The following is a 25,335-nucleotide window of genomic DNA, read 5'->3' as shown; positions in this document are numbered from 1 at the left end:
TAATCTAGAATTTATAAGTCGCTTTTACGTAATAAAAACCGCCGTTGTAGTCAAACGGACCACTCTCGTAGTATTTACCGCTAACAATTGAATATGCACCATCTTTTTGCAGCTCTTGAGCCTCAGTGTCTAAAATGTTGTTTGCTCCAACTGACATAGTCCACTGTTCGTTAAAGTAATATGTTACTTCAGCATCTAATGTGAAAGATGAACCAACTGTTTCAGACCAACCGTAAGAGCTATCTACATCTGGCTCATCCGCGTGTGTAGCAAACCACTCACCAAAGTAGTTAGCTCGTAAGAACATGCTTACATCTTCCCAATTTTGTGCGAAGGTTAATGTTGCACGGTGCTCAGGGATGCCTTCTTCCAAGCGGCGTACTTTGAACGCTGAAGTGAACTGACCTGGGTCATCAACTTTTGTTGTGTTGTAGTTATAAGCCAAGCTAATTTTGCTGTAGCCATCAAACATATCCATGCCATAATTCATGACAACGTCAACACCTTGGGTTGTGGTATCGAAGTCATTAGCAAAAAATGTAACAGAGCCACCAAGAAGCAATTCTGGACTAGGGTATTTACCTTGAAGATTATCAACGTTAGCTTGTGTGATAAATACTTTATCTGTTTGTGCAATACGGTCAGTAACTTCAATATTGTATGCATCGATAGTCATGAAGAACTCACCGGTTTTGTATACAAGACCGACAGCATAGCTAGTTGACTCTTCTGGATCTAACTCTTTACCACCAAGTTCAGCCGAGACAGGGTGAGTTGGTGGATATGTAGCTGATTGAATCAATTCACCATTTACCAAAGACGTCTGAGTATTTACAACATTAGCTTGACCTACTGTAGGTGCTCTAAAACCAGTACTATGAGAACCACGGATGGATAGATCATCAGTAACTTGATATTGTGCAGTTACTTTATAGTTTGTTGTACTTCCGAATGAAGAGAAATCTTCATAGCGTAATGCAGCTCCAAGCAACAAGTCTTCAGTAACGTAAGTTTCTGCATCAGCATAAGCTGAGAAACTTTGACGCTTATTGATCCCTTGTGATTCTGGTGAGAAACCAGCAAATCCATGAGAACCAACACTGAAGCCTTGTGATGCCAATGGACCCTGCTCCCAAGAGGCTTGCTCACCAGAAATTATTTCGAATGACTCTTGTCTCCATTCAATACCCGTTGCAAAGTTTAAGTCGTCGTCTAAACCAACATCAAAGCCTTTGGTTAAATCAATGTTGAAAGATTTTTCAAGTTGAATATAAGAGCCTGCTTCAAATGCATTGTTTGGCTGGTCAGCATTCAATGAACCCATAGAAGGGTTAACAGTATTAACAAGTGTATAAGTTGATTTGTTTCGGCCATATGAGCCGCTGATATCAATAAAAGCACCTTCTAAGAAACCTTCAGTAATATCTCCACGAGTACCCATTGTTAATGACGTGTCGTTGATTTCACCAGTAAATTGTGGAGTGTAACCTCCAGGGAACAATTCATTGAATGCCCAACAGTTTTTACCCACTGCAGTGTTTGGATCTGCAATTAGCTTATATGTCTCGTTGTCTAAAATATTGGTTGTGTTTGGTAGTTTAGGAATACTAGGGCATTCAATACCATTATTGAGTCCATCCATATCACCAACTAAATGTATGTCATTTCCATCGGCATCAGTACCAGTAAATACTCCACCTCTGTTTTGAGGGTTACGGTAATAATAACCACCAGTAGCTATTCGATCAGAATAGTTACCGAACATATAAAACTCTTTATCGTTACCTAGATCTAGGCCAACATTACCAAATAAAGTAATATCGTCCTCAATCTCAGGGTTACCCCAAACTTGAGCAGGGTCATTAACATGAGTATTACCTGCTGCAATCAAAGCCGCCGCATCAGGGCGTTGAACTGAACGACTTGTAGGGTCTGCAGACTTGTATTGGAAAGATAAGTTAGCAAAGCCGTCATCAGTAAATGGAAGACCAAGGTTACCATCAACAACAAACTGAGTCCCATCACCTTCAAAATACTCGCCATGACGAACAGAGATTGAGCCACCCTCTGAACTGTCTTTTAATACAAAGTTCATTACACCTGCAATAGCGTCAGAACCATATTGAGCTGCTGCACCGTCACGTAAAACTTCAACCTGCTTTAGCGCAACAGAAGGAATAACTGATATATCTGGACCTTGAGCACCATCGTTAACGCCACCGCCTTGGAATGCTATAACAGAAGCTCTGTGACGCCTTTTACCATTTAAGAGAATAAGTGTTGAATCTGATGATAGACCACGTAAGTTTACAGGTCTGATAAAAGAAGCTGCATCTGAAATAGGCTGCTGTCTAACGTTAAAGGATGGGATAGATGCTTGTAGCATGTCTAACATATCAGTTGATGCGTTTTTATCTAGCTCATCACCCCCAATAATATCAATTGGCACTGGCGAATCATCGACAGATCTTGGCGCAGAACGTGAACCTACAACTGCGATTTTTTCAATATTCTTTTCAGCACCATCGCCACTTTCATCGGCATAGGCTGTTGCGCTTAACAAGCCTACCGAAGCGGTAGATGCAAGTGCGTAAGTAATAGCACGGCTTACGTTTGATAATTTTAACTTCATCCTGTTTCCCCAGATTAATGTTGTCATTAAGGTTTCTTATAAATTTTTAACAAGCACGATAAGCTTTTATGCAATAAGCAAATTTAACCTGTTAATTATTGATACATTTAGTTAACACATAATGCAAATAAAATTTGCATTAAAGTTAAAAGTAGACATGACAATGGGAAAGCGCAAATTGAAAACGTAACTTTATGTTAAGTATGAAATAATTTTCTAAAATAGGGAAGGATAGGAATGCATGTGCATTCCTACAAAAGTTTATGCTTTGGTCTAATTTATGTTTTGTTAAGCTTTTCGTTAACTTCTAACCAAGCTTTTCTCTGGTCTCTATAAATGTCCCAAACACATGGGCAGCAACTACCTCCACCACAACATTCATCTGGTTTAGGTTTCTGGGGTTCTGGGTTAGGTATTTGTTTTACTGTATTATTTAGCATGAATGTGAGAGATTAATGAAATACATAGATAGAGTTTATCAAGTTTTGCTAAACTGTCAGAGTGATAAATAAATTTGGTTTATAATGCGCCTAATTAAAGTAGTACACAAAGCCCCTCTTAGGGTTGCCAAAATTAGCAAAAGACGGCAGCAAATCAGATTAAGGCGCTCGATGCTCGCGCTAAAAATTGCACTTGCGCAAGAAAAACAAGAAACCAAAGAAATGTTGGATATTTACAAGCGTTATAGCTTTGGTGAGGCGCATAAATCAGAGCTAAAAGTTGCTAACGAACAGCTTATGGACATTCTAAAAGGGTTAGGTTTAGGCGTATTTGCTGTACTTCCATTCGCCCCCATTACTATTCCGCTTATTGTTAAGCTGGGTCAGTGGGTTGGTGTTGATGTATTACCAAGTTCATTTTCATTATCTAACAAATCTTCTAAATCTCGTAAATAAGTGATCTCTTTACGCTAAATTGTTATTCTCTAAATAGACGCAAAAACACAGAGAATAATATGCAACTTCCAATCATTCATGCCGATACAGGTACACCGATTAAATTTATTGAAAAATCAAATTTTGATACTTGGCTTTCTTCTCAAGAAAGCTTTGTAAAAAATTATGTTGAAGCAACGCGCTCTGCTAATAGCAATATAATTTTGGTACCTAAACAAAATGCAACCGGACTTGAATTCGTTGTTGTAACTGTTACTGATGTAACAGATATGTGGAATACCGGTGATTTAGCAAAACAATTACCTAAGGGTCAGTATACGCTAGATGTTAATGGTGACTCTTTGACTGGTTATGCGCTTAGTTTTGTATTAGGTGCTTATCAATTTGCCGTCTATAAGTCTTTACCTGCTATTGAATCTAAAATCGCGATTGCAGATGAAGAAATCTTTAATAAAGTAAACCAGCAAGCTGAGGCTATTTATTTAGTTCGTGACTTGGTTAACATGCCAGCAGCAGACATGATGCCTCAGCACCTTGCTGAAACTATGGAAGAATTGGCAACTCGCTTTGATGGTCAGTTTAGCCAAATTATTGGTGATGAATTACTAGAACAAAACTACCCAACTATTCATATGGTGGGTCGTGCAAGTGACAACAAACCAAGATTGCTCGATTTAGTTTGGGGTGATGAGAATGCGCCGAAACTGACACTTGTTGGCAAAGGTGTCTGTTTTGACTCTGGTGGTTTAGATTTAAAACCTGCTGCAGGTATGCGTAATATGAAGAAGGATATGGGCGGGGCTGCTCATGTGATCGGTCTTGCGCAAATGATCATGGCTGCAAATCTACCTGTTAGACTTCGTGTACTTGTTCCTGCTGTTGAAAATGCAGTGTCGCGAAATGCTTTTAGACCTGGCGATGTTATTAAAACACGTAAAGGCATCACGGTTGAGATTGATAACACTGATGCAGAAGGTCGCCTAGTATTGTGTGATGCATTAGCTGAAGCACAAACTGAAACCCCTGATTTACTAATCGACTTTGCAACTTTAACAGGTGCTTGTCGCATTGCATTAGGTACAGAACTTCCAGGTTTTTATTCGACTGACCAAGCAATTGCAAGTGACATAATGGCTCAAGGCTTAAAAAACCAAGATCCAGTTTGGCAACTTCCTCTTTTCGACCAATATAAAGCTTTGTTTAAGAGTGATGTTGCAGACATTGCCAACTGTGGTTCAACGCCGTTTGGTGGGTCAATTACAGCAGCGTTATATCTGAAAGAGTTTGTTGAGCCAGCAACTACGCCTTGGCTTCATTTTGATGTGATGGCCTATAACATCAGACCATTACCGGGTCGCCCAGTAGGTGGTGAAGGCTTAGGTCTCCGTGCTACGTTTGACTATTTAGCTACACGTTATAAATAGATATAGGTAAACTTATAAAATAAAAAATGCGAACCAATGGGTTCGCATTTTTTATTAGGAAGTATTATTTAGCTGGAATGTTCTCTAAAATAGCTTTCATTTGTTGCCAATATAAACCTACAGATTCAATGTTTACTTTCTCATCAGGAGAGTGCGGGAACTTGATAGTAGGGCCGAAAGAAATCATGTCCATTTTTGGGTATGGTTCTTTGAAAAGACCACACTCTAGGCCAGCATGAATAACCATGATGTGTGGTTTATGACCATAAATATCTTCATACACGTCACGGAAAGTATGTAAGATTTGTGAGTCAGGATCTGGTTTCCATCCCGGATATGCACCACTGAATTCAATCGTTGCGCCAGCTAGGCTTGCTAGCGAAGCAAGTGTGCCTTCTACGTCTGAACGACCAGAGTCAATTAAAGAGCGGATCAAACACAGTACTTCGATGCTGTTTTCATTTGTTTCAATGACACCCATATTTAGTGATGTTTCAACTACACCTTGAATATCATCACTCATGCGTACTACACCATTTGGACAGGCATTGAGTAGTGACAATACAGTATTTTGGCTGCTTGCGCTTAATGGCAAGGCATCACTTTCAAGTGTTTGTGCTTTAAAAGTTAAGTTTGCTTCAATGGCACTTAATTCGGTTTTTGTGAGTGTTTCAAACTCAGATATTAAGTTATGAAATGCGTCTAATTGTGCATTTTCAACTAACACTTCAGCATACGCTTCACGAGGAATAGCGTTTCTTAGTGAACCGCCATTAAAAGCGACTAACTGAACGTTTAAGTTGGCTGTGTGATTCTTCAAAAAGCGTGCAAGGAGTTTATTAGCATTAGCGCGGCCAGTATTTATGTCTACGCCAGAATGACCACCTCTTAACCCATTTAGAACAAGTTTTAGGCGTGTTGTATCTTCATTGATGGCTTGGCGTTCTAGTTGCAAAGTAAGACTTGCATCTACGCCACCGGCACAGCCCATGTAAATCTCACCTTCTTGCTCAGAGTCTGTATTGAGAAGAATGTCACCTTCTAACCAGCCTGCTTCTAAACCGAATGCGCCAGTCATACCAGCTTCTTCATCAATTGTTAGAAGTACTTCTAGCGGACCGTGTTTAATGTCATCAGCAGCCAATACAGCAAGGCACGACGCCATACCTATGCCGTTATCAGCACCTAAAGTAGTGTCTGTTGCAGTAACCCATTCACCGTCGATGTAAGGTTTAATCGAGTCTGTCACAAAGTCGTGATCTGTGCCGTCATTCTTTTGCGGTACCATATCAATATGTGCTTGAAGAACTACTGGCTTTTTATGTTCCATACCTGGGAAGGCTGGTTTTTTAATGAAAACGTTGCCAGTCTCGTCTCTTTTAACTTCAAGAGATTGACTTTTTGCCCAGTCAATAATGAATTGTGCAAGTGCTTCTTCATGCTTAGAAGGGTGAGGAAAAGAACAAATTTGATCAAAGAATTGCCAAATTGCTTGTGGTTCTAATTGGCTAATTTCTGAATGTGGAGTGAACAATGTTTTCAATGTTTTGCCCTTATTTAAATGTAACCGCTTAATATTACCATTCAAATAAGGGCTGAGGATAGCTTACTGGGAGTACTTGATGGCGTCAGCCATTATCTCTAGTCCAGTTTGTTTACACTCTGGCAGCTCAGCTTTACTTTCAATGATAGGCGTAACGCGTTCGCCCCATTTTATATAACTTGCAGCCCAAGTTAGTCCTGCACCAAATGCTGCGCTCATTATATGACTGTGTGGTTTGATTTTACCTTGCTCTAATGCTTCACACAGTGCAATTGGGATCGTTGCAGCAGAGGTGTTGCCATAATGCTGGATATTGACCATCACTTTGTCATCGCTAAGCTGCAATTGTTTGGCAATGGCTTGAATAATTCTTAGATTTGCCTGATGAGGGATAAGCATATCGATGTCTTCGAGTGCTAAATTTGCTTGTGATAGCACATCATCACAGGCTTCGCTCATACCTTTTACCGCGCGCTTAAAGATATCTTTACCTTGGAACAAAATATCAGAGGGTTGTGCTGAATCGTGTTTATCTATGTCAGTGCCGAAGTTTCGAATATGAAGAATCTCTCTGTCTTCTGAATCACAGCCAGTTTTTGTTGCTAACAAGCCTAGTTCTTCACTTGATGCTTCAAGCACAACTGCACCTGCGCCGTCACCGAATAAAACCGCACTGTCACGCTTTGCCCAGTTTACATGCCAGAGCATTCTTTCAGCAGCAATAACAACTGCGCGCTTTACCATACCGGCGCGTATTTGTGCGGTTGCATTTTGTAATGCATATAAGAAACCAGAACACGCTGCATTTACATCACATGCCGCTGCACCGGTTGCCCCGATTTGTTGCTGAACATATGAGGCTGTATTTGCAACAAGTGTAGAAGGGGTGCAAGTAGCAAGTAAAACAAGGTCAATGTCCTCTCCTGCAATACCTGCACAATCCAATGCACGTTTAGCTGCAATAGTCGCCAATTCTCCAGTACCAACATGACTGACTCTTCTCGATTTTATGCCTGTGCGAGTTGAAATCCACTCATCTGTGGTGTCGACTACTGTGCTTATATCTTCGTTTGAAAGTGTTGCTGGTGGTGTACATTTACCCCAGCCAATTATTTTGGCGTATTGCATAGTTTCTTATCTCATCTGACCAGACGGGAGTTTATAACAAACTTCTTTTTGTAATTCTAGTCAAGGATAGTTTATGAAGCGTGAAGAAGTAGTCTAAGCTTAGATTAAAGTCTTTGAATTTGGGGTGATTATGGCAAATAAAATGACGACTTCGCTATTAAGCCACCTTATTGAATTAGAGAGGCGGTTACTGGATCCAGTTGTTAGAGCATCGAAAAACCAAGTAAGCCATTTACTTCATGACGACTTTTATGAGATTTCAGCAAATGGCTTAATGTTTAATAAGCAACATGTTATTGGTCGGTTACCGCTAGAAAAGATCCCACAGATCTATAACCAAGACTTTAAGGGGCAGGTATTGAGCGACACGCTTGCTCAACTGACCTATCATGCAGCCTATCGAATGAATGTGCATCATGCCTTGAATTTTTCAATTCGAATGTCAATTTGGGCTAAAACAGAAAAAGGGTGGCAGTTGTTCTTCCATCAAGGCACCCCTTGTCCTGAGTTCACCTTGCACTATGAAGAGTAGCTGCAATTTTTGTTTTATATCAACGAAACTGAGGTTTAGTTTTACCAGTTAAGCAGAGTCAGTTAAAGTGTTGCTCAAATTTTTTATGAGCATGTTACATGATCAGCTTTTCGCCGCAATCAGCCATTGGTCGCTTATTATTACTAAGAACTATCGCCATTTTGATGCAATTGCTTTTGGTATTAGCTTCGGCATTTTGGTTTGATAAGTCCATTGAACTATTACCAGTATTGACTGTTATTGCAATTGAATCTTGCTTTCAATTGGTCAGTGTGTTCGCTTATAGAAAAACCAGTGAAGCAGCACCTTCAGGTATGATGTTGCAGCTACTTGCCGATATTATGTTTATGACAGTTTTACTGAGCTTATCAGGTGGTGCGAGTAATGCGTTTGTGTCAATGCTGATCATCCCAATCGTTATTGCTGCTGTTACTTTGCCAAGCCAATTTGTGATAATTATCTCTTTCTGTTCATTAGTCGCATATGGTTATTTATTTGTGACTATGGGTGGTCATCACATGCATCACATGGACATGGAGTTACATTTTAAAGGCATGTGGGCAAATTTTGTATTAAGCGTATTTATTGTTGTCATGGTTGTCATGGCTATGGCGAAGCAATTAAGGGTTAAAGAGCAGTCTTTAGCTAAGGTAAGAGAAAAACAACTTAAAAACGAGCAGCTCATTGCGTTAGGTAGTGCCGCTGCGCAGGCAACTCATCAATTGGCAACGCCACTTGGTAACATTAATTTATTATTTGAAGAGCTGAAAGAAGACTATCCAGAGCATCCCGCATTAGTAGATATGGGAAAAGCCATCACTACTTGTAAAGAGCAACTTGAGTTATTTAGAGCACAAACCGAAAAATTCAAATCTTCAGATAGTTTTGGTGTACAAAGCACACTTGCTATTTTGCAAGAGCTTGAAACATTGATGGCTTTACAATTCCCGGAACAGCGCTTAATTATGGACGAGGTAGTTGATACTTTCGTCAGTGATGATCCCATGTTGATCCCTGCTTTATTGAATGTACTTGCAAATGCCGCGCAGGCCAATACTAAAACCAATGCAAAAGACATCATCCTAGAAAGTTCAATTGAAAAAGACACTTGGATGCTATCGATAACGGATCATGGTCCGGGGATCGACCCTAAAAAGATGGAACGTTTAGGCCATACAATAGTTAAAAGTGAGTCTGGTCTTGGCATGGCCTTGGTTTTATCTCATGCATCAATAGAGCGGTTAAAAGGGACTATTCGATTAGAAAACCAGTGTAAATATGGCGCTAAAACAACAATCACTTTGCCGATTAAAGAAAATGAGTTATGAAGTTACTTATCATTGAAGACGATGAAGCATTTGCAAGAACACTTGCTAGACGGCTGCAAAAGCATGGATTTGATAGCCATGTTGAAAACAACGAAGTAAATGTCATGCCTGCGGTTGAGAAAATTTCCCCTGATTTTGTGCTTCTAGATATGAAACTGCAGACTAAATCTGGGTTACATTTCATTGAACCGATTAAGGCATACAAACCTAGTATCAAACTGGTGTTGTTAACTGGGTTTGCAAGTATCGCCACGGCAGTTGAAGCGGTTAAACTGGGCGCTGACGATTATTTAACTAAGCCAGCTGATACTTTGTTGATAGTTCAAACGTTATTAGGGACAGAGGGTGTTCAAAAAGCAGAATTGCAATCAGAAACGAGAATGTCAGCAGAGCGTTTAGAGTGGGAACATATTCAGCAAGTGCTAAAAGCGAACCATGGCAATGTGTCTGAAACGGCAAGACAGCTAAACATGCATCGAAGAACTCTACAACGTAAACTGCAGAAAAAACCTGTACAAAAATAGTCAATAATTGCGAGTTTGACGTTTATTAACTAGATTTGAATTTACGAATGGTTTGATGCTTCATTATTATGCAGTTGGCAGAACTTAATTATTGGGCAATTTTACTTGCCTCGTTATCTTCATTTATGTTGGGTGGTTTATGGTACTCCCCGGTTTTATTTGGCAAAACTTGGTTAGAGGGGTGTGGGTTAACTGAACTTGACTTACAAAACAGCGATCCAAAATTGATTTATGGTTTAGCATTTATTTTGTCATTGTTGGCTGCGTTTGTTTTGGCGTTTATATTAGGGCCTGATCCTAATATCACACAATCAATCATCATTGGTGCGGCAGTAGGTATTGGTTTAGCATCAAGTTCATTGGGGATTTCTTATATTTTTGAACAAAGACCGCTTAGTTTGTTTTTAGTCAATGGTGGTTACCATACCTTCCAGTTTATTCTTATGGCAGTGATACTGAGTGTCACAGGCTAGTAATATCAACTCAGAATTGTTGGAATACTTATCTTCGAGGCGGACATTTGCCCTGTTTTCATGTCTCACTCTCATTTAATTTAGATACGTTTTGCTGTTTCAATGAGTGAAAGTAACCCTTCCCATGGAATGGGCCAGTATTTCCGGGTTAACTAATCTTTTATTGCTTCAAACTCTGCTAATGATGGCAGATAGCAATTGATAGTGGATACAAAACGTGATCGATATTCTTTTTGATGTCATTGGTATGACAGGAACAGCGCTTGTAGTTGGTGCTTTCTTTATGCTTCAACTAGGCAAAGCTGAACCTACCGGTATTGTTTATAACTTAATGAACTTAAGTGGCGCAATACTCTTGCTAATCAGTCTTTGCTACAACTTTAACCTTGCTAGTTTTGTTATTGAGTTATTCTGGATAGCCGCGTCTTTAATTGGTTTATTCAAATACTTCAAAGGAAAACGTACCCAACTCGCATAATGTTCTCAAAATAGAAATATAAAACTTGCACAGTCTGTTAACATTAGTATTATTAAAAGTATGTAAATAGGCTGTGCATGGAATTGCATTTAGCTGCTCTATCGCTGAAATAATGAGCCAAGCTATGAGAATAACAATACCTACGATTTCTTTACTTTCAATTTTATATTCAGGTCATGCGTTATCAAATATTGAAAGTGATGAAGATCTATTTGACTTATCATTTGAGCAACTTTTAGACGTCAATATTTCTCTTGCCACTAAAACAGATGAAACTCGCTCGTCTGTTCCTTCGAGTATTACCGTATTTAATCAACAACATATTGCACTGTTAGGCGTCTCGAATGCCTATGAGTTAATGAACTTTGTGCCTGGTTTTCAGTCTACTCGAGGTGATTGGGTGGGCGCTGTGCCAAAAGAGCACACTCGAGGAATTTATCTAGACAGTGGCAATGTACTGGTCATGATTAATGGTCAAAGACTGAATGATCCTTCTTTTGGCAAGGCATCAGTTTATATGCCTTTTATTCCTGTTGAACTGATTGAACGGGTTGAATTTATTCGAGGGCCAGGTTCTGCACTTTATGGTAGTAATGCATTTTTGGGCGTCATGAATGTTGTGACCACTTCTGAACGTACTCAGTTCAGTGCCTCAATCGGTGAGCATGGAGAGCTTCAAGCTGGTTTTTCATTCAATAAAGAATTGAACGATGGATTAAAGATTTACAGTAATTTATCGTTTAATAAACGCGATGGAGAGACTTACTCTTTTGGCACGAAAGACCCCTTAGAATCTTACTTTTTTGAGCTGGGTGCTCAATGGCATAACCTAGATTTTAATGTAAGGAAAAACGCGACACAATTAGATGAGTTCATCAATCTTGCCGGTGCGTCAAAAGGAAATCACCATCATAGTGAAAACACCGCTTTGCATGCGACCTACACTTGGCTAAACGATGATTTATGGCATCTATCTACCTCATTCGACTTTATCCGTCATGAAATTGAAAGTAAGGGCTTAATTGCTTCTGCGCAAAACACAAACTTAATTGGTGATTTTTTTGTTGGTCCTGCATGGTCAACCAAAGATCTTGCTGTAAAAGTTGATGGCAGCTATCAATTTAGTGACTCGTTGCAAGTCAACTTTGGTGCTGAATATTCTGAAGAAGAGCAATTTAAAGCTGGCGTTATCAGTAGTTATTATGACTATCAATCGGGTAATACATTAGTAGAAAACCAATATTATTTAGGTGAGACGCGGACGATTGAGTCCCATCCCCCATTTAAAAATCTTTTGGCCTCATTTGATTCTTATGCTTTGTATACTCAGGCGAAGTATGAAGCTTCCGAACAATTAACGATGTTTGTTGGCGCACGTTTTGATGAAGTGAAAAGTATCGATAGCAAGCTATCTCCTAGACTGGCTCTCATTTATGACCTAAATGAAAAACATACTTTAAAGCTTCAGTATGGTGAATCATTTAGAACACCCGTAAGCAATGAGCTTTATTCAAATGACGATGTCACTGTCGGTAACCCTGATCTGAAATCAGAGTATGTTAAAACGACGGAATTGGTTTGGCACACTGAAAACCAAAATTGGCAGATGGATGTGGTGTTTTTTAATAATGAGTTGAAAGACTTCATAAACTTAGTGGCGACGGATCAAGCCCAAACACGTTTTACTTTTGACAATGTGTTTGAAGCAAGTATGCAAGGGGTTGAAGTTAATAGTAATTTTAACTTAACAGAGAATACTTGGTTTGAAGCTGGTTTTACGCAATTGTTTGATGAACCCATTAACCCGAGCTTTAAGCGTTTTGCAGCAGCAGCCATTACTCATCAATTCGACGTGTTACAGTTGAGTGTGAATACAATTTGGCGTGATGAGGTATTTGTTGCATCACCCGATTTAACAGTCTCTGAAGATTTCAAACAGTCTGATTATTTTCTGTTAGGTCTCACTGCTAGTTGGAATATTGATAGTGATAGCTCGATAATTCTTAAGGCTCAAAATCTACTCGATAAGCAATACAAAGTGTTTGATCCAAGAATGACCGATGGCATTGTACCAACTCAATCAAGAAAGTTATTACTTCAGTATCGTCAAACGTTTTAACTTTTACTTTCTTAATAAAAGCGCCGATGTCGGCGCTTTTTTGTTTTTATCCTAATAATATCAATCCGTAATAACACTTAATCATTTTGAGGGATTAAACCTGATGATAGCTGAGTTAAAGGTTTCTCATTTAGAACAACTAAATAACGAAATATTTGCCTAGCTACCAACAAGGTTTTCTTGCCTCAAAATAGACCACTTAGTTAAGCAGGCATTAAAAGCTTTTAAATTCTCTCTAATGTTCTTCAGTTGTACTTCTCATTAAATAATCGCATACAAACAGAACTGATCATATTTGATCTATATCAAAAACAAACACCACAAGTAATGCAAATGAAAATAATTCTTGAATGCGTTTCTTTTGTTCGTTAATATTTGCTGAATAATAAACTATAAACTGATAATTAAAGGGATAAGAGTGAAAAACTTTAAGAAATTTGCGCTTACGCTAGTTTGTACAGCAGTATTATCTGCATGTAATGGTGATGATGGTAAAGACGGTGCTGTAGGTGCGGTTGGTCCTCAAGGGGAGCAAGGTGTTGCAGGTCAAAATGGGGTTGCAAATTATGTAACAGCGGAAGATGTTGTTAAAACTAACGCACAGCATGCCTATGCTGTTTTTGCAGACTCTCTGATTGCAGCAAAAACAATGCAAAAAGCGATTGATGAATTTGTTGCGGATCCGACAGAAGAAAACTTCATTGCTGCAAAACAAGCTTGGCTTTTTGCACGTGAACCATATGGTCAAACTGAAGTTTACCGTTTCCGTGAAGGCCCAATCGACGCACTTACAGAAGTTGATGGTCAACCAACATTAGTTGATGGCGAAGGCCCAGAAGGCGCAATTAATGCTTGGCCTTTAGCAGAAGCGTTAATCGACTACACAATTGATATGGACGGTCATCAGGCGCGTGGAAATGCTGCGGTTTATCAAGCTGGTGGTAATATCATTTCAGATCAAGAAAGCTTCCCAGAAATTACAAAGCAGTTATTACAAGATAAATTTGAATTAGATGGTGAAGAAGCCAATGTAACGTCAGGTTATCACGCAATCGAATTCTTATTGTGGGGTCAAGATTTAAACCAAGACCTTACTTATACATCAACGCGTGATTACACTGCAGGTCACCGTAAAGCTTCTGATTTTTATACTGTTGACAATATGCCAACAGATTCAAATGGTGCAACTTGTACATCTGGCGAGCAAGGTGCAATTGACGCAATTTGTGCACGTCGTGGTCAATACTTAAAAGTAGCCGCTGAGTTATTAGTTGATGACCTGCAAGCAGTGACTGAAGCCTGGACTCCTGGCACAGGCTTCCATTATTTAGAGTATGTAAAACCTGAAAATGCAAAGAAAAACTTAGGTGCAATGCTTGAGAGTATGGGGCGTTTGAGTTTCGGTGAGCTTGCAGGTGAACGTATGAGTATTGCTGTTCGCACCGATAGTCAAGAAGACGAACACTCGTGTTTTTCTGATAACACACACCGTGATATTTATCTAAATGCCAAAGGTGTTCAAAACCATTATTTAGGCAAATATACACGTATTAATGGTGAAGAGTTAGTAGGCGCAAGTATCCATGACCTATTAGTAAAAGAGGGTAAACCTGAGCTTGCAAACGAGCTACGAGCTGCCTTTGAAGCGTCAATGGCAAGTGCCTCGGTTATTGATACAAATGCTAAGCTAGGTGTGTCTTTTGACGTTCAAATTCAAAATGAAGACCGCAAGAAAGAAGTGTATGCGACTATCTCTGCACTTGCTACACAAACAGATTCTGATCCAAAAAGCCATCGATGAGCTTGGCGTTTCAGCTGAAGACTTAAAACAAGATACAGAAGAAGATATCTAATTTAGTATGGCTGGCCTTTGGGTCGGCCTTTTCAGTTTCTGTTTACAGTAGTAAGCAGTTCAGGGGCACTGAATGAATAATAAAAAATCAATGCTAGCTTTAATCATCGCGCTTATTTCTCTGCAAGGCTGTGGTGGTGGAACTAGCACGCAAGATACAAACTCTCAAACAAATTCAAACAATAATGGCGACAATACTTCCGAAGGCAATCAAGGCAGTAAAGATAATCTGGCTTTTCCTGATCTCACCTTAAATGATGGCCTACCTGACTTACTCAAAGATACACCTGACGAGTTTGAGCATTTAGCAGCAGGGGAAGCATCGGTTAATACTTTTAATGAAGATGCATTTAGCCAAGCGCTACCAGCAATCGTTGATACGCCTAGTCTTGATGCCGTTTTCAAAGCGGGCGACCATGTTTTTCGCTCTAATCATGATGGGCAAGGCCCTATTTTCAATAACACTACTTGCCAAGGTTGTCACATCAAAGATGGTAGAGGTGTTGTGCCTAAATCTGCCAATGAGCCGATGATCAGCATGTTTTTGAGAGTAGGCGATAGTAAGGGCAATGTTGACCCGATTTATGGGGATCAAATTCAAGTTTTTGGCACCATAGATGGTCAAACGGATGTATTAGCAAAACACAATGGAGCCATAGAAGATGGGCTGGCTTATGGCGAGGCTTACACTTGGGTCGAATATGAAGAAGTGACCGGACAATTCGCAGATGGTGAAAATTACTCCTTAAGAAAACCCGTTTATAAAGTCAAAGACCTTGCTTATGGTGAGTTTAATCAAGATGTGCAGTTTTCTGCCCGAGTATCTCCTCATGTTTATGGCTCTGGTTTATTAGAGAGTATCCCAGCACAGAGTATTTTAGCTTATGCCGATCCAGATGACACAAACAATGATGGTATATCTGGTAAAGCAGCCTTTACAACTCACCCGATCAATAATGAAAAGATACTTGCACGTTTCGGTCAAAAAGCGGTAACAGCATCTGTATTACAGCAAATTTCTGGTGCATACCGAGGTGATATGGGCGTAACGAATACGGTTGCAACAGGCGAGCCTTGTACTGAAGCTCAAACTGCGTGCCTTGCTCAAGCTGAAAAAGAACAAAACAAGCACCATGATGGTGTTGATTTAAATAACGTCGATTTAGCGCAAGTCGAATTTTATAACCGCACATTAACAGTACCAAATCGCCGTGGTTTTGATACTGAAAATAATCTTTGGAATGAAGATGTACTAAAAGGTAGAAGCCAGTTTTTTGCTGCTAATTGCCATAGTTGCCATGTGCCAAGGCATAAAACGAGCGAGGCGAAAGGGAGCTTGCTTGGTGATGTAGATTTAGTGCAAGTGTCTACAGACACACGAACCAATATTTCAGCTTTACAAGATTTAGTGATTTATCCATATACCGATTTACTTCTCCATGATATGGGCGGCAGTTGCAAAGTAACTCGTGAGTCGGCAAGTGGTGAAGCGTGTGACAGCGGTGAAAGTTGCTATTACGTGCAGCGCTGTGAGGGGCTTGCTGATGGTCGCCCTGAAGGGGATGCATCTGGCACAGAATGGAAAACGCCAGCTTTATGGGGGTTAGGTTTAGTGCAAACTGTAACGCCAAAAGCAACATTTTTGCATGATGGCCGTGCACGCACCTTATCTGAAGCGATCCTTTGGCATGGCGGTGAAGCTGAACCAGCAAAGCAAGCTTATTTAAATATGGATAAACCGGCACGTGATGCACTATTGGCTTTCTTGAATTCACTATGATGCTAAATCTACAAAAAAGCAGTTTGCTTACTGCTATTCTTATTTTTTGGTCGATGTCTGTCAATGCATCTGAATCAAACGAGCAAGCGGCTAAGCCTGGGGGAGATGCAACAGGGCGATTGAATTATCGCTCTTTTGTTGAACCCGCCAGAAATATACCGCGCATGGAGCAGTTGGATTTTTGGGATGGCTTTTCATTTTTTCGAGATCCTTGGGTTGCTTCACCCTCAATTACCAGAGACAGAGATGGGCTCGGGCCGCTGTTTAACGCGCGCTCTTGTAAAACCTGTCATGCTGATGGTGGACGAGGCAGGCCTTCAAAACATGGAGAGATAGCAGAGCCTGCATTGCTGTTTAGGTTTTTACAGGCAAATGCAAGCAAAGGAGATAGCAGATATGGCGGGCAACTTCAGCCTCTGGCAATTCGTTTGTCTCATGAGAAGCTTACTAAGCCAGTTCAAGGTGAGGCACAAGTACGCGTATTTTATGAAGAAATAACAGGGCACTACGCTGACGGTGAAACTTATACGCTCAGAAAGCCTCGTTACGAAATTGAAAATCTTGCTTACGGACCAGTTGATAAAGGCACTTATCTATCAGCCCGCTATGCACCAGCTGTATATGGTATGGGCTTATTAGATGCAATTCAGGAGACTGATTTACTTAACCTTGAAGATATTAACGACGCTAATAAAGATGGTATTAGTGGTAAATATAATCAGGTGATAGATGCGGTAAGTGGCGAAAAGCGCATAGGTCGGTTTGGCTTTAAGGGCTTACATAGCAAACTAGAACAACAAGTCGCAGGCGCATTTGTAAATGATATTGGTATTACTAACCCAATCTTCAGCGATGAAACCTGTTTAGTTCACCAAGTTGCTTGTAAACAAGCTGCGAGTGTCGACCCTGACAATGTACTAGACATTCCAAAAAAGCTGCATGATTTAACTGTATATATGAGCCAACTGATTGCTCCCCCACCTGCAAGAGATTTACAAAGTAGTAAGTCAAAGCAAGGGCAAACTCTATTTTACAAATTGCAGTGCCAGCAATGTCATACCCCCAGTTTTACTACAGATACCTCTTACGAGGTAAAAGCGTTGGCAGGGCAAACTATTTGGCCTTATACCGATTTAGCCTTACACGATATGGGCGAGGGTTTAGCAGATAAAGGAGTTAAAAACCTTGCATCAGGTAGCGAATGGCGAACCCCGCCTCTTTGGGGGATAGGTTTACAGCATAGAGTTCAGGGCTTTTCTGCATTTTTACATGATGGTCGTGCTCGCACGATTGAAGAAGCGGTGCTTTGGCATGGCGGTGAAGCTCAACCGCATCAACTAAAATTCAAATCATTAACGAAGCAACAACGAACAGCACTGTTGTACTTCTTAAAACAAATTTAATTCGGATAAATAATGAAAACAATCAACACTTTAATGCCAACAACAATTGCAGTTGTGCTAAGCCTTTTATTAACAGGTTGTGGTGGTGGCGGCTCTAACGAGCAAACACCTACGACGTCGCCAACAACAGATCAAGGAGGTGGGTCAACAGATAACTCGAATAGTTTGACTGAAGCACAAGCGCTTGAAAAAATAACTTCAGTATTAGTTGATGATGTGATCTTACCGAGTTATCAACTTATGCTGACCGAAAGCGAAGCTCTGCAAAATACAACAAGTGAAGTGTGTGAGAAATCAGAATATACAGAAGCAGACTTAACTAGCTTGCAAAACGCTTGGCGCAAAGCCAATAGTGCTTGGCAGGTAGCGCGTACCATCAAGTTTGGGCCAATATCTGACACCTATATTTACTCGCAAATCCAATATATGCCAATTGAAGCAACTAAATTATCCAATGATGTTGAGTCGATTTTGATAGAGGGTGAAACATTTGAGAATGGTTTTCCAAATTCAAAGCATCAACTTCAAGGGTTGCCTGCATTTGAATATGTTGTCTTTAATCAAGATGAAGCTAATGCATTTCTTTCATCTCAAAACCAAGGCCAACGCTGTGCATATTTAAATGTGATTGCAAATAACACAGTAACACTGATGGATGAAGTAGTTACACAGTGGCAAGGTGAGTATGGCGAACAATTCAAGGCTGGTACAGGAAGTTTTAGCGGCCATAAAGGCGCTATCGAAAAGTTCTTAACCTTTTGGTTTGAATACCTAGAACTTATAAATGACGAAAAAATTAAAACACCGTTAGGTGAAATTTTACCTGGTAACCCTGAACGATTAGAAAGCGCTTTTGCACATGTTTCAGTTAAAAATATAAAAACAAATATAACTGCTTTAGAGCAACAGTTTAATGGTGCGACAGAGTTCGGTTTCGATGATTTATTAGTTGAAATACATGATAGAGAAGATGTTAAAGATGAAATATCTTTGCACTTTAAAGCCGTTCATGCAGCAATTGGTCTTATTGAAAATGAAACTATGGCTGATTTAATCACTACTGAAACTGGTAGAGTTAAACTCAACGAAGTTAGCACTTCGATTTCTGAACTTCGAGCAATAATGGCATCTGATTTTGTGCAAGTAACCGACTTAGCACCTGGTTTTAATACCAACGATGGTGACTAATAGGGTGAAGTAATGAATCGACGAAGTTTTATTAAGGGCGCAGTCGCATTAAGTACATGTTCGACTCTAATGCCATGGTTGTCAGCGTGTACTGTATCGGCGAAAACCTTGTTTGCGAGTGCGTTCACAGATAAAGCAAACCGACATTACGTTGGTTGGTTTGACGAGCAAGGTCATTTACATGGACGAGTTGAAATAGCTGAGCGCGCCCACGATTTAGTCTATATTAAATCGCAAAATAGAATAATCGCCTTTGCTCGAAGACCCGGGATTAAGTTGCACGTTATTGATGTCGCATCGAAGCAGGTAGTTAAAGAAATTGACGCTCAGCCTCAGCATCACTTTTTTGGTCATGGTGTACTAAATGCTGATGAAAGCTTATTGTTCACGACAGAAAACTACTTTGATGAACATATGACAGAACGGGACGGTTTAATCACCGTTCGTGATACCAAAGACTTTTCTATTGTACGGCAGCTTTCAAGCCATGGTGTAGGGCCGCATCAACTTGCGATGTTAAGTGATAATCAAACTTTGGTGATTGCCAACGGAGGTATTCACACTCACCCTGCTAAATCGAGAGAAAAGCTGAATCTAGACACCATGCAACCGAACTTAAGTTATATCAATACGCTAAATGGTGAACTTGTTGCTAAACACCAGTTACGCGACAAGCATCTAAGTATTAGACACTTATGTGTGACTAATGATGATACTGTTTACTTTGGTTGTCAGTATCAAGGCGCTGTTTATCAGGTGAATCCGCTTATTTATGGTCATCGAATCGGTGAACAGATCCAGCCGATGCAAGCAACTGATAATGAATGGATGCGTTTTAAACAGTACATTGCGAGCCTTTCGGTTAATGAAAAAAATGAACTGGCTGTCACTTCTCCTCGCGGGGGCGTGGTAAGTATTTGGGATAGAAGCACGCGAGAATTAAAGTCTTTATTAACGCTGGATGATACTGCTGGCGTTGCGAGTAGCAAAACGACATTCATCGCAACAACAGGGCGCGGTAACTTAGTTGGTGTAGACAAAGCGTTAAGTGCGATTAATCAGCATCAGATCCGGTGGGATAATCACTTGATCAGTTTTATGGTTTAAAATTTTATAAAGATTAAAAGTTTCATTTTAAGCACAGGTAAAATTTGCTGCGTTTTCAGTTATTAACGACTGAAAGCGCATTTTCTCTTATAGAACCCTCTTTTTTTTAGTTGCGTCTTGTCGTTCAAAACCCTCTCATTCATACTCACTCCTTAATTACGAAGTAATCTGCGCTCTGAATTGTAAATTTATGTCTAGCGGTTACTTTCAATACAAACGGCATTGAATATATTTACAAACAAAACTACGAAAATAATAAAGTAATGTACGGATATGATTTCAGATAACAATAAAACACTTTTCCACTATTTTTATTTATTACTCGGACCAGCCATTTTCTTATCAACCTTTTTAATTGATACGCCATCTGGTATGCCTGAGGTCGCTTGGAAAACCGCAGGTTTAGCACTGTGGTTGGGTGTGTGGTGGGTGAGTGAGGTTGTGCCTATTCCTGTAACCTCATTAGTACCCATTATTGCTGTGCCATTGGCGGGTATTAACGATATAAAATCAGTGACGAGTGTGTACTCTCATCCGCTTATTTTTCTATTTTTAGGCGGCTTTCTAATTTCTATTGCGATGGAAAAGTGGCACTTACACAAACGAATTGCCCTGATCACCATGCTGAAAAGTGGTAATAATCCCAAATTCCAGATCTTAGCCATGATGATGGTCAGTGGCTTTTTATCAATGTGGATCAATAACACAGCAACAACCCTAATGATGTTGCCGATTGCTTTGTCAGTTATCTATGTTTTAAGAGAAAACAATAGTAGTTGTGATAATTACGGTAAGGCGCTGCTCTTGGCAATTGCTTACAGTGCGAGTATAGGTGGTGTAGGGACTATCATTGGGACTGCGCCAAATGCACTGATGGCTGCTTATCTGTGGGAAAACCATCAAATTAAAATTGGCTTTGCTCAGTGGATGATGTTCGCTGTACCATTCGTATTTACTATGATTGTTATTTGTTGGTATTGGCTGACTCGATTTGCTTTTAACGTAAAACAAGTCGGCAATAATGCTCAGTTAAACACACTGTTTCAAAAACAAGTAGATGAACTGGGCAGCATGACACTCGCCGAGAAAAATGTACTGTTTGTATTTGTTTTTGCTGCGGTGAGCTGGGTGTTAAGACCTTATTTAGCAAGTTGGACAGGGTTAAATATCACAGATACAGGTATTGCCATTATTGCGGCGTTATTGCTTTTTGTTTTGCCAGCCAAGAAAGACAATAAAACCAAGGTGATGGATTGGGATGCAGCGCAAGCTGTACCTTGGGGAATTTTGCTGTTGTTCGGTGGTGGTCTTGCACTTGCCGCTCAAATTAAAAGTTCTGGCCTTGCGCAATATATTGCGGATATGCTGGCTGGCGCATCTGCAATCCCACTTATTTTAGGTGTGTTAGTGGTCGCGACATTAATTTGTTTTTTAACTGAGATCACATCTAATACTGCCACAGCCGCTGGTTTCTTACCTTTACTTGGCCCTGTTGCAGAGCAAATTGCGGGTACACCACTGATTTGGGTGATACCAGCAGCAATCGCTGCGAGTTGCGCATTTATGATGCCAGTAGCAACACCGCCAAATGCCATTGTGTTTGGTTCTGGCGAGATAAAGATTAAAGACATGGTTAAAGCTGGCTTTATGATGAATATCATTGCAGTCTTGCTCATAACCTTGTTAACTATGACCCTCGGCTCTTGGGTATTTGGTTACTAAAACAGGCAGACTTTTGCAGCAAAAACTATCGACCAAACTATTTGTTTATTTTTTAGGTTTAATTATCGGGTTGTGCGCCATCTACCATGTTGGCGTACAATACGATCTTAAACAGACTCGTCAAAACAGCACTGAAAATCTAGAAAAGCTTCATCAATATTTCACCTCAGAACTTGCGCGTTTTACTTCAATTCCAAATTTAGTGCGACAAAACACGCACATGCTTAATTTGCTCGATGAAGAAACTAAACATGATTTAAAGCCACTTAATGAATACCTTGCAGACATTCAAATTGCTAGTGGCGCATCAGATGTGTATGTGTTGAATGAGCAAGGATGGGTGACTGCCAGCAGTAACTGGCAAACACCGCATAGTTACTTAGGGAGTAATTTTGCATTTCGAAAATACTTTTATGAAGCGGTTGAAAATGGCAATGCTATAGATTTTGCTGTTGGGCTTCGCTCAGGTGCTCGAGGCATTTATATTTCTCAGGCAATAGAGCAGCAAGGAGACGTTAAAGGCGTTATTGTTGTTAAGGTAAACGCCAGCCATTTTGAAGAGGTTCGTGACAGCCTAGATACAGGTCATCAGCATAGTTTTATCTTGATGGATAAATCAGGCATTGTATTGATGTCCGATCAAGAAAAATGGCGATTAATCTCAACGCAACCTTTAAACCAAACTGACATCGCTGAATTTGATGCTTCACGGCAATTCTCAGGACGTGAGATTAACACGCAGCCTTGGCGCTTTGACGAGCAAACACAACAGTTACAAATTTCGACAGAGGGGCGTTTAGCCAAACACTTTGTGTATGCTAAAAAGCCCCTTGAATCACTCAATGCGTCACTATATTTACTTTCAGCCATTGATGATGTGACAGCCAATCAATGGAGCCGCTTGGCACTGAGTTCAGTATTATTACTGGCGTTATTTATTATTTTTGAAGTGATTTTGGTCAAGCTGGCTGGCTACAAGCAGTTACTCTTCACTCAAAGAAGTTTGGAAGCGCAAATCAATGCCCGCTCTGAGCAGCTACTTGAAACACAGCAAGCTTTGCTTCGCGCAGCGAAATTGGCAACCATAGGTCAACTCAGTGCCGGAATTAACCATGAGATCAGTCAGCCGCTTACGGCTATGAGTGCCTATTTGGCCAGTAGCAAGCGATTATTGATGAAAGGTCAGTTTGAAAAAGCCCAAGAAAACTTAACGCTGATTGAAGCGCTTATAAAACGCACGCATACAATCGTCGCGCAACTTAAGCACTTTAGTAAATCTCAAAAGCCTAAATTGGCACATCATAAACTTAAGGACTTATTTGCTAACGCGTTAATTATCATCGGCCCTGAACTTAAAAAACATGATATAAAGTTGAGCCTTGAATTAGACGACATAGCAGTGTGGGTTGATCCGATTCTCTGTGAGCAAGTGATTGTAAACCTGCTTTCAAATGCGTGTCATGCGATGCAAGACGTTGAAGTAAAAAAACTAACAATCTCTAATCACACCGTTGTAGGTAAAGCATCAATCAAGATATCTGATACTGGCACAGGTATTGAGTCGCATACCCTTGAGAGTATTTTTGAGCCTTTCTTCACCACTAAATCGGGTAATGGGTTGGGCTTAGGTTTGTCTATATCTAAACAAATTATACACTCCTTCAAAGGTGAACTGAGCGCTGAAAATAATTCTGATATCGGCGCGAGTTTTATCCTTACACTGCAAACATCAATCGGTTCAGACCCACTATCTAATGAGAAGAGAATTTAAATGAGTCATTCCAGCGTCATTGTCATTGATGATGAAAAGAGCATTCGTGATGCCTTAAAGCAACTACTAGAATTAGAAGGCTATGAGGTGTTTTGTTATGGCGATGCCAATGCCGCGCTGAGTAAATTAAGCCGCCGTTTTAATGGTGTGGTGTTAAGTGACATCAATATGCCTAAACTGAACGGCCTTGAATTTATAGAACAAGTTAAGCAATTCGACAGCGAGTTACCGGTTATTTTCTTAACGGGATTTGCTGATGTAAACATTGCGGTTAAGGCCATGCACCTCGGTGCCTATGACTTATTTGAAAAACCAATTACCGACAAGTTGTTAGATTGCTTAGCCAGAGCCTCTGAAAAGCGCGCTTTGGTGCTTGAAAACCGCGAGCTAAAGCAAAGTGTGAAACAACATTCGGGGCCTGGGGTGCGAATTTTAGGTCAGACTCAAGTCATGCAAGACATGCTGCAATTGCTTGATGCAGTGTTAGATACCCCAGCTGATGTATTAATTGAGGGGGAAACTGGCACAGGTAAGGAGCTGGTGGCACGTTACCTTCATGAGCACAGTAATCGCAGTAAACATAACTTTGTTGCAATTAACTGTGGTGCTATTCCAGAAGAGCTGATTGAAAGTGAACTGTTTGGTGCTAAAAGTGGTGCTTATACGGGAGCACATAGTTCGCGTATTGGTAAGTTTGAATATGCGCAGGGTGGCACTGTATTTCTAGATGAAATTGAAGCTATGTCACCTAGCTTACAAGTTAAGTTATTAAGGGTGTTAGAAGAGCGCAAAGTCACACCCGTTGGTGAAAACACACCGATTAATTTAGATGTCAGAGTCATTGCTGCAACAAAAGTAGATTTACAAAGCTTGGTGGATGCACAGCAGTTTAGAGCCGATCTTTATTACCGTTTGAATTTACTTAAAGTGCCTATTCCGGCACTGCGTGAAAGAAAAGCAGATATTCCGCTGTTGTATAAGCATTTTTGCTCAATTGCGGCGACTCGTTTTCATAAGACATTTGAACCTATTACACCCGAGCAAGCCTTGCTCCTTAGAGAAAAGCCTTGGCCCGGTAATGTACGAGAGCTTAGAAATCATGCTGAAAGAACGGTTTTATTGGGTAAAGCATTGGCCCTTAAAGATTTAGAGCAAGTCTCGCAAACTGATGAGTCACTGAGCTTACATGAGAAGGTCAGTTACTTTGAGCAATCGTTAATTGAAGAAGCCCTTTCTCAATCACAAGGCAGTATCAAAGAAGCCATGGCGTTGTTGCAATTGCCGCGTAAAACCTTATACGACAAAATGGCAAAGTATGGTCTAACCCGTACTATGTTTACCGAATCAGAATGAGTGTGTGGCTTTGGTGACAACTGTCGTAAAAGCGTGTGTGAAAATCCGCACATTATTTGCAGCTTTGTTGTTAAGTTATTTT

Annotated in this window: 20 protein-coding genes; 16 read left to right on the top strand and 4 right to left on the bottom strand. The window is 40.3% G+C overall.

What is annotated here, in order from left to right; genetic code table 11:
* Positions 1 to 4: 4 nt before the first annotated feature.
* On the bottom strand, positions 5 to 2,632 hold the full coding sequence (locus ACXAC4_RS24620) for a TonB-dependent receptor plug domain-containing protein (RefSeq protein ID WP_475166872.1): 2,628 nt from the start codon (positions 2,630 to 2,632) through the stop codon (positions 5 to 7).
* 278 nt (positions 2,633 to 2,910) lie between these two features.
* Entirely contained in the window at positions 2,911 to 3,072 is a 162-nt protein-coding gene (locus ACXAC4_RS24615; RefSeq protein ID WP_475166868.1) for an oxidoreductase-like domain-containing protein, read from the bottom strand.
* Positions 3,073 to 3,156: 84 nt separating this feature from the next.
* Here ACXAC4_RS24615 and ACXAC4_RS24610 point away from each other — a divergent pair, with 84 nt between their 5' ends.
* A complete protein-coding gene (locus ACXAC4_RS24610) occupies positions 3,157 to 3,528 on the top strand; it encodes a hypothetical protein (RefSeq protein WP_349286923.1) in 372 nt (123 codons plus the stop codon).
* Between the two features lie 59 nt (positions 3,529 to 3,587).
* Entirely contained in the window at positions 3,588 to 4,952 is a 1,365-nt protein-coding gene (locus ACXAC4_RS24605) for a leucyl aminopeptidase family protein (RefSeq protein WP_475166866.1), read from the top strand.
* Between the two features lie 64 nt (positions 4,953 to 5,016).
* On the opposite strand, the gene ACXAC4_RS24600 is transcribed toward ACXAC4_RS24605, so the two are convergent.
* Positions 5,017 to 6,486, bottom strand: coding sequence for an aminoacyl-histidine dipeptidase (locus tag ACXAC4_RS24600; protein WP_475167737.1), 1,470 nt, complete (start codon positions 6,484 to 6,486; stop codon positions 5,017 to 5,019).
* A 72-nt stretch (positions 6,487 to 6,558) separates the two neighbouring features.
* The gene (locus ACXAC4_RS24595) at positions 6,559 to 7,623 is read right to left on the bottom strand and encodes a beta-ketoacyl-ACP synthase 3 (protein WP_475166864.1); all 1,065 of its coding nucleotides are present in this window, start codon (positions 7,621 to 7,623) and stop codon (positions 6,559 to 6,561) included.
* Positions 7,624 to 7,753: 130 nt separating this feature from the next.
* On the opposite strand from ACXAC4_RS24595, the gene ACXAC4_RS24590 reads away from it, so the two are divergent.
* From ACXAC4_RS24590 to ACXAC4_RS24525, 14 genes are all read left to right on the top strand, one after another.
* The gene (locus ACXAC4_RS24590) at positions 7,754 to 8,155 is read left to right on the top strand and encodes a nuclear transport factor 2 family protein (protein ID WP_475166862.1); all 402 of its coding nucleotides are present in this window, start codon (positions 7,754 to 7,756) and stop codon (positions 8,153 to 8,155) included.
* A gap of 98 nt (positions 8,156 to 8,253) precedes the next feature.
* On the top strand, positions 8,254 to 9,483 hold the full coding sequence (locus tag ACXAC4_RS24585; RefSeq protein ID WP_475166861.1) for an ATP-binding protein: 1,230 nt from the start codon (positions 8,254 to 8,256) through the stop codon (positions 9,481 to 9,483).
* Positions 9,480 to 10,007 (top strand): response regulator transcription factor, encoded by a 528-nt coding sequence (locus ACXAC4_RS24580; protein WP_475166857.1) that lies wholly within the window; start codon positions 9,480 to 9,482, stop codon positions 10,005 to 10,007. The genes ACXAC4_RS24585 and ACXAC4_RS24580 overlap by 4 nt, the downstream gene beginning before the upstream one ends.
* Before the next feature lie 68 nt (positions 10,008 to 10,075).
* Entirely contained in the window at positions 10,076 to 10,480 is a 405-nt protein-coding gene (locus tag ACXAC4_RS24575) for a DUF1761 domain-containing protein (RefSeq protein WP_475166853.1), read from the top strand.
* Positions 10,481 to 10,697: 217 nt separating this feature from the next.
* Complete coding sequence (locus tag ACXAC4_RS24570) at positions 10,698 to 10,958, top strand: CBU_0592 family membrane protein (protein WP_475166852.1); 261 nt, start codon at positions 10,698 to 10,700, stop codon at positions 10,956 to 10,958.
* A 124-nt stretch (positions 10,959 to 11,082) separates the two neighbouring features.
* Positions 11,083 to 13,077: a TonB-dependent receptor plug domain-containing protein gene (locus ACXAC4_RS24565; RefSeq protein WP_475166849.1), complete on the top strand. Its 1,995-nt coding sequence runs from the start codon at positions 11,083 to 11,085 to the stop codon at positions 13,075 to 13,077.
* 418 nt (positions 13,078 to 13,495) lie between these two features.
* Positions 13,496 to 14,878: an imelysin family protein gene (locus ACXAC4_RS24560; protein ID WP_475166847.1), complete on the top strand. Its 1,383-nt coding sequence runs from the start codon at positions 13,496 to 13,498 to the stop codon at positions 14,876 to 14,878.
* A gap of 124 nt (positions 14,879 to 15,002) precedes the next feature.
* Positions 15,003 to 16,709, top strand: a complete 1,707-nt coding sequence (locus tag ACXAC4_RS24555; protein WP_475166844.1) for a di-heme oxidoreductase family protein — start codon at positions 15,003 to 15,005, stop codon at positions 16,707 to 16,709.
* Positions 16,706 to 18,112: a di-heme oxidoreductase family protein gene (locus ACXAC4_RS24550; RefSeq protein ID WP_475166841.1), complete on the top strand. Its 1,407-nt coding sequence runs from the start codon at positions 16,706 to 16,708 to the stop codon at positions 18,110 to 18,112. Before ACXAC4_RS24555 ends, ACXAC4_RS24550 begins: the two co-directional genes overlap by 4 nt.
* Before the next feature lie 12 nt (positions 18,113 to 18,124).
* Positions 18,125 to 19,300: an imelysin family protein gene (locus tag ACXAC4_RS24545; protein WP_475166839.1), complete on the top strand. Its 1,176-nt coding sequence runs from the start codon at positions 18,125 to 18,127 to the stop codon at positions 19,298 to 19,300.
* 12 nt (positions 19,301 to 19,312) lie between these two features.
* Positions 19,313 to 20,407 (top strand): DUF1513 domain-containing protein, encoded by a 1,095-nt coding sequence (locus ACXAC4_RS24540; RefSeq protein ID WP_475166837.1) that lies wholly within the window; start codon positions 19,313 to 19,315, stop codon positions 20,405 to 20,407.
* 273 nt (positions 20,408 to 20,680) lie between these two features.
* Entirely contained in the window at positions 20,681 to 22,129 is a 1,449-nt protein-coding gene (locus ACXAC4_RS24535; RefSeq protein WP_475166835.1) for an SLC13 family permease, read from the top strand.
* A 13-nt stretch (positions 22,130 to 22,142) separates the two neighbouring features.
* Positions 22,143 to 23,900, top strand: a complete 1,758-nt coding sequence (locus tag ACXAC4_RS24530) for a sensor histidine kinase (protein WP_475166832.1) — start codon at positions 22,143 to 22,145, stop codon at positions 23,898 to 23,900.
* Positions 23,901 to 25,253, top strand: coding sequence for a sigma-54-dependent transcriptional regulator (locus ACXAC4_RS24525; RefSeq protein ID WP_475166829.1), 1,353 nt, complete (start codon positions 23,901 to 23,903; stop codon positions 25,251 to 25,253).
* The last annotated feature ends 82 nt before the right edge of the window (positions 25,254 to 25,335 follow it).

The organism is Pseudoalteromonas sp. AWM4_233, assembly GCF_056158285.1.
This window is presented reverse-complemented; position numbering and strand designations above follow the sequence as displayed.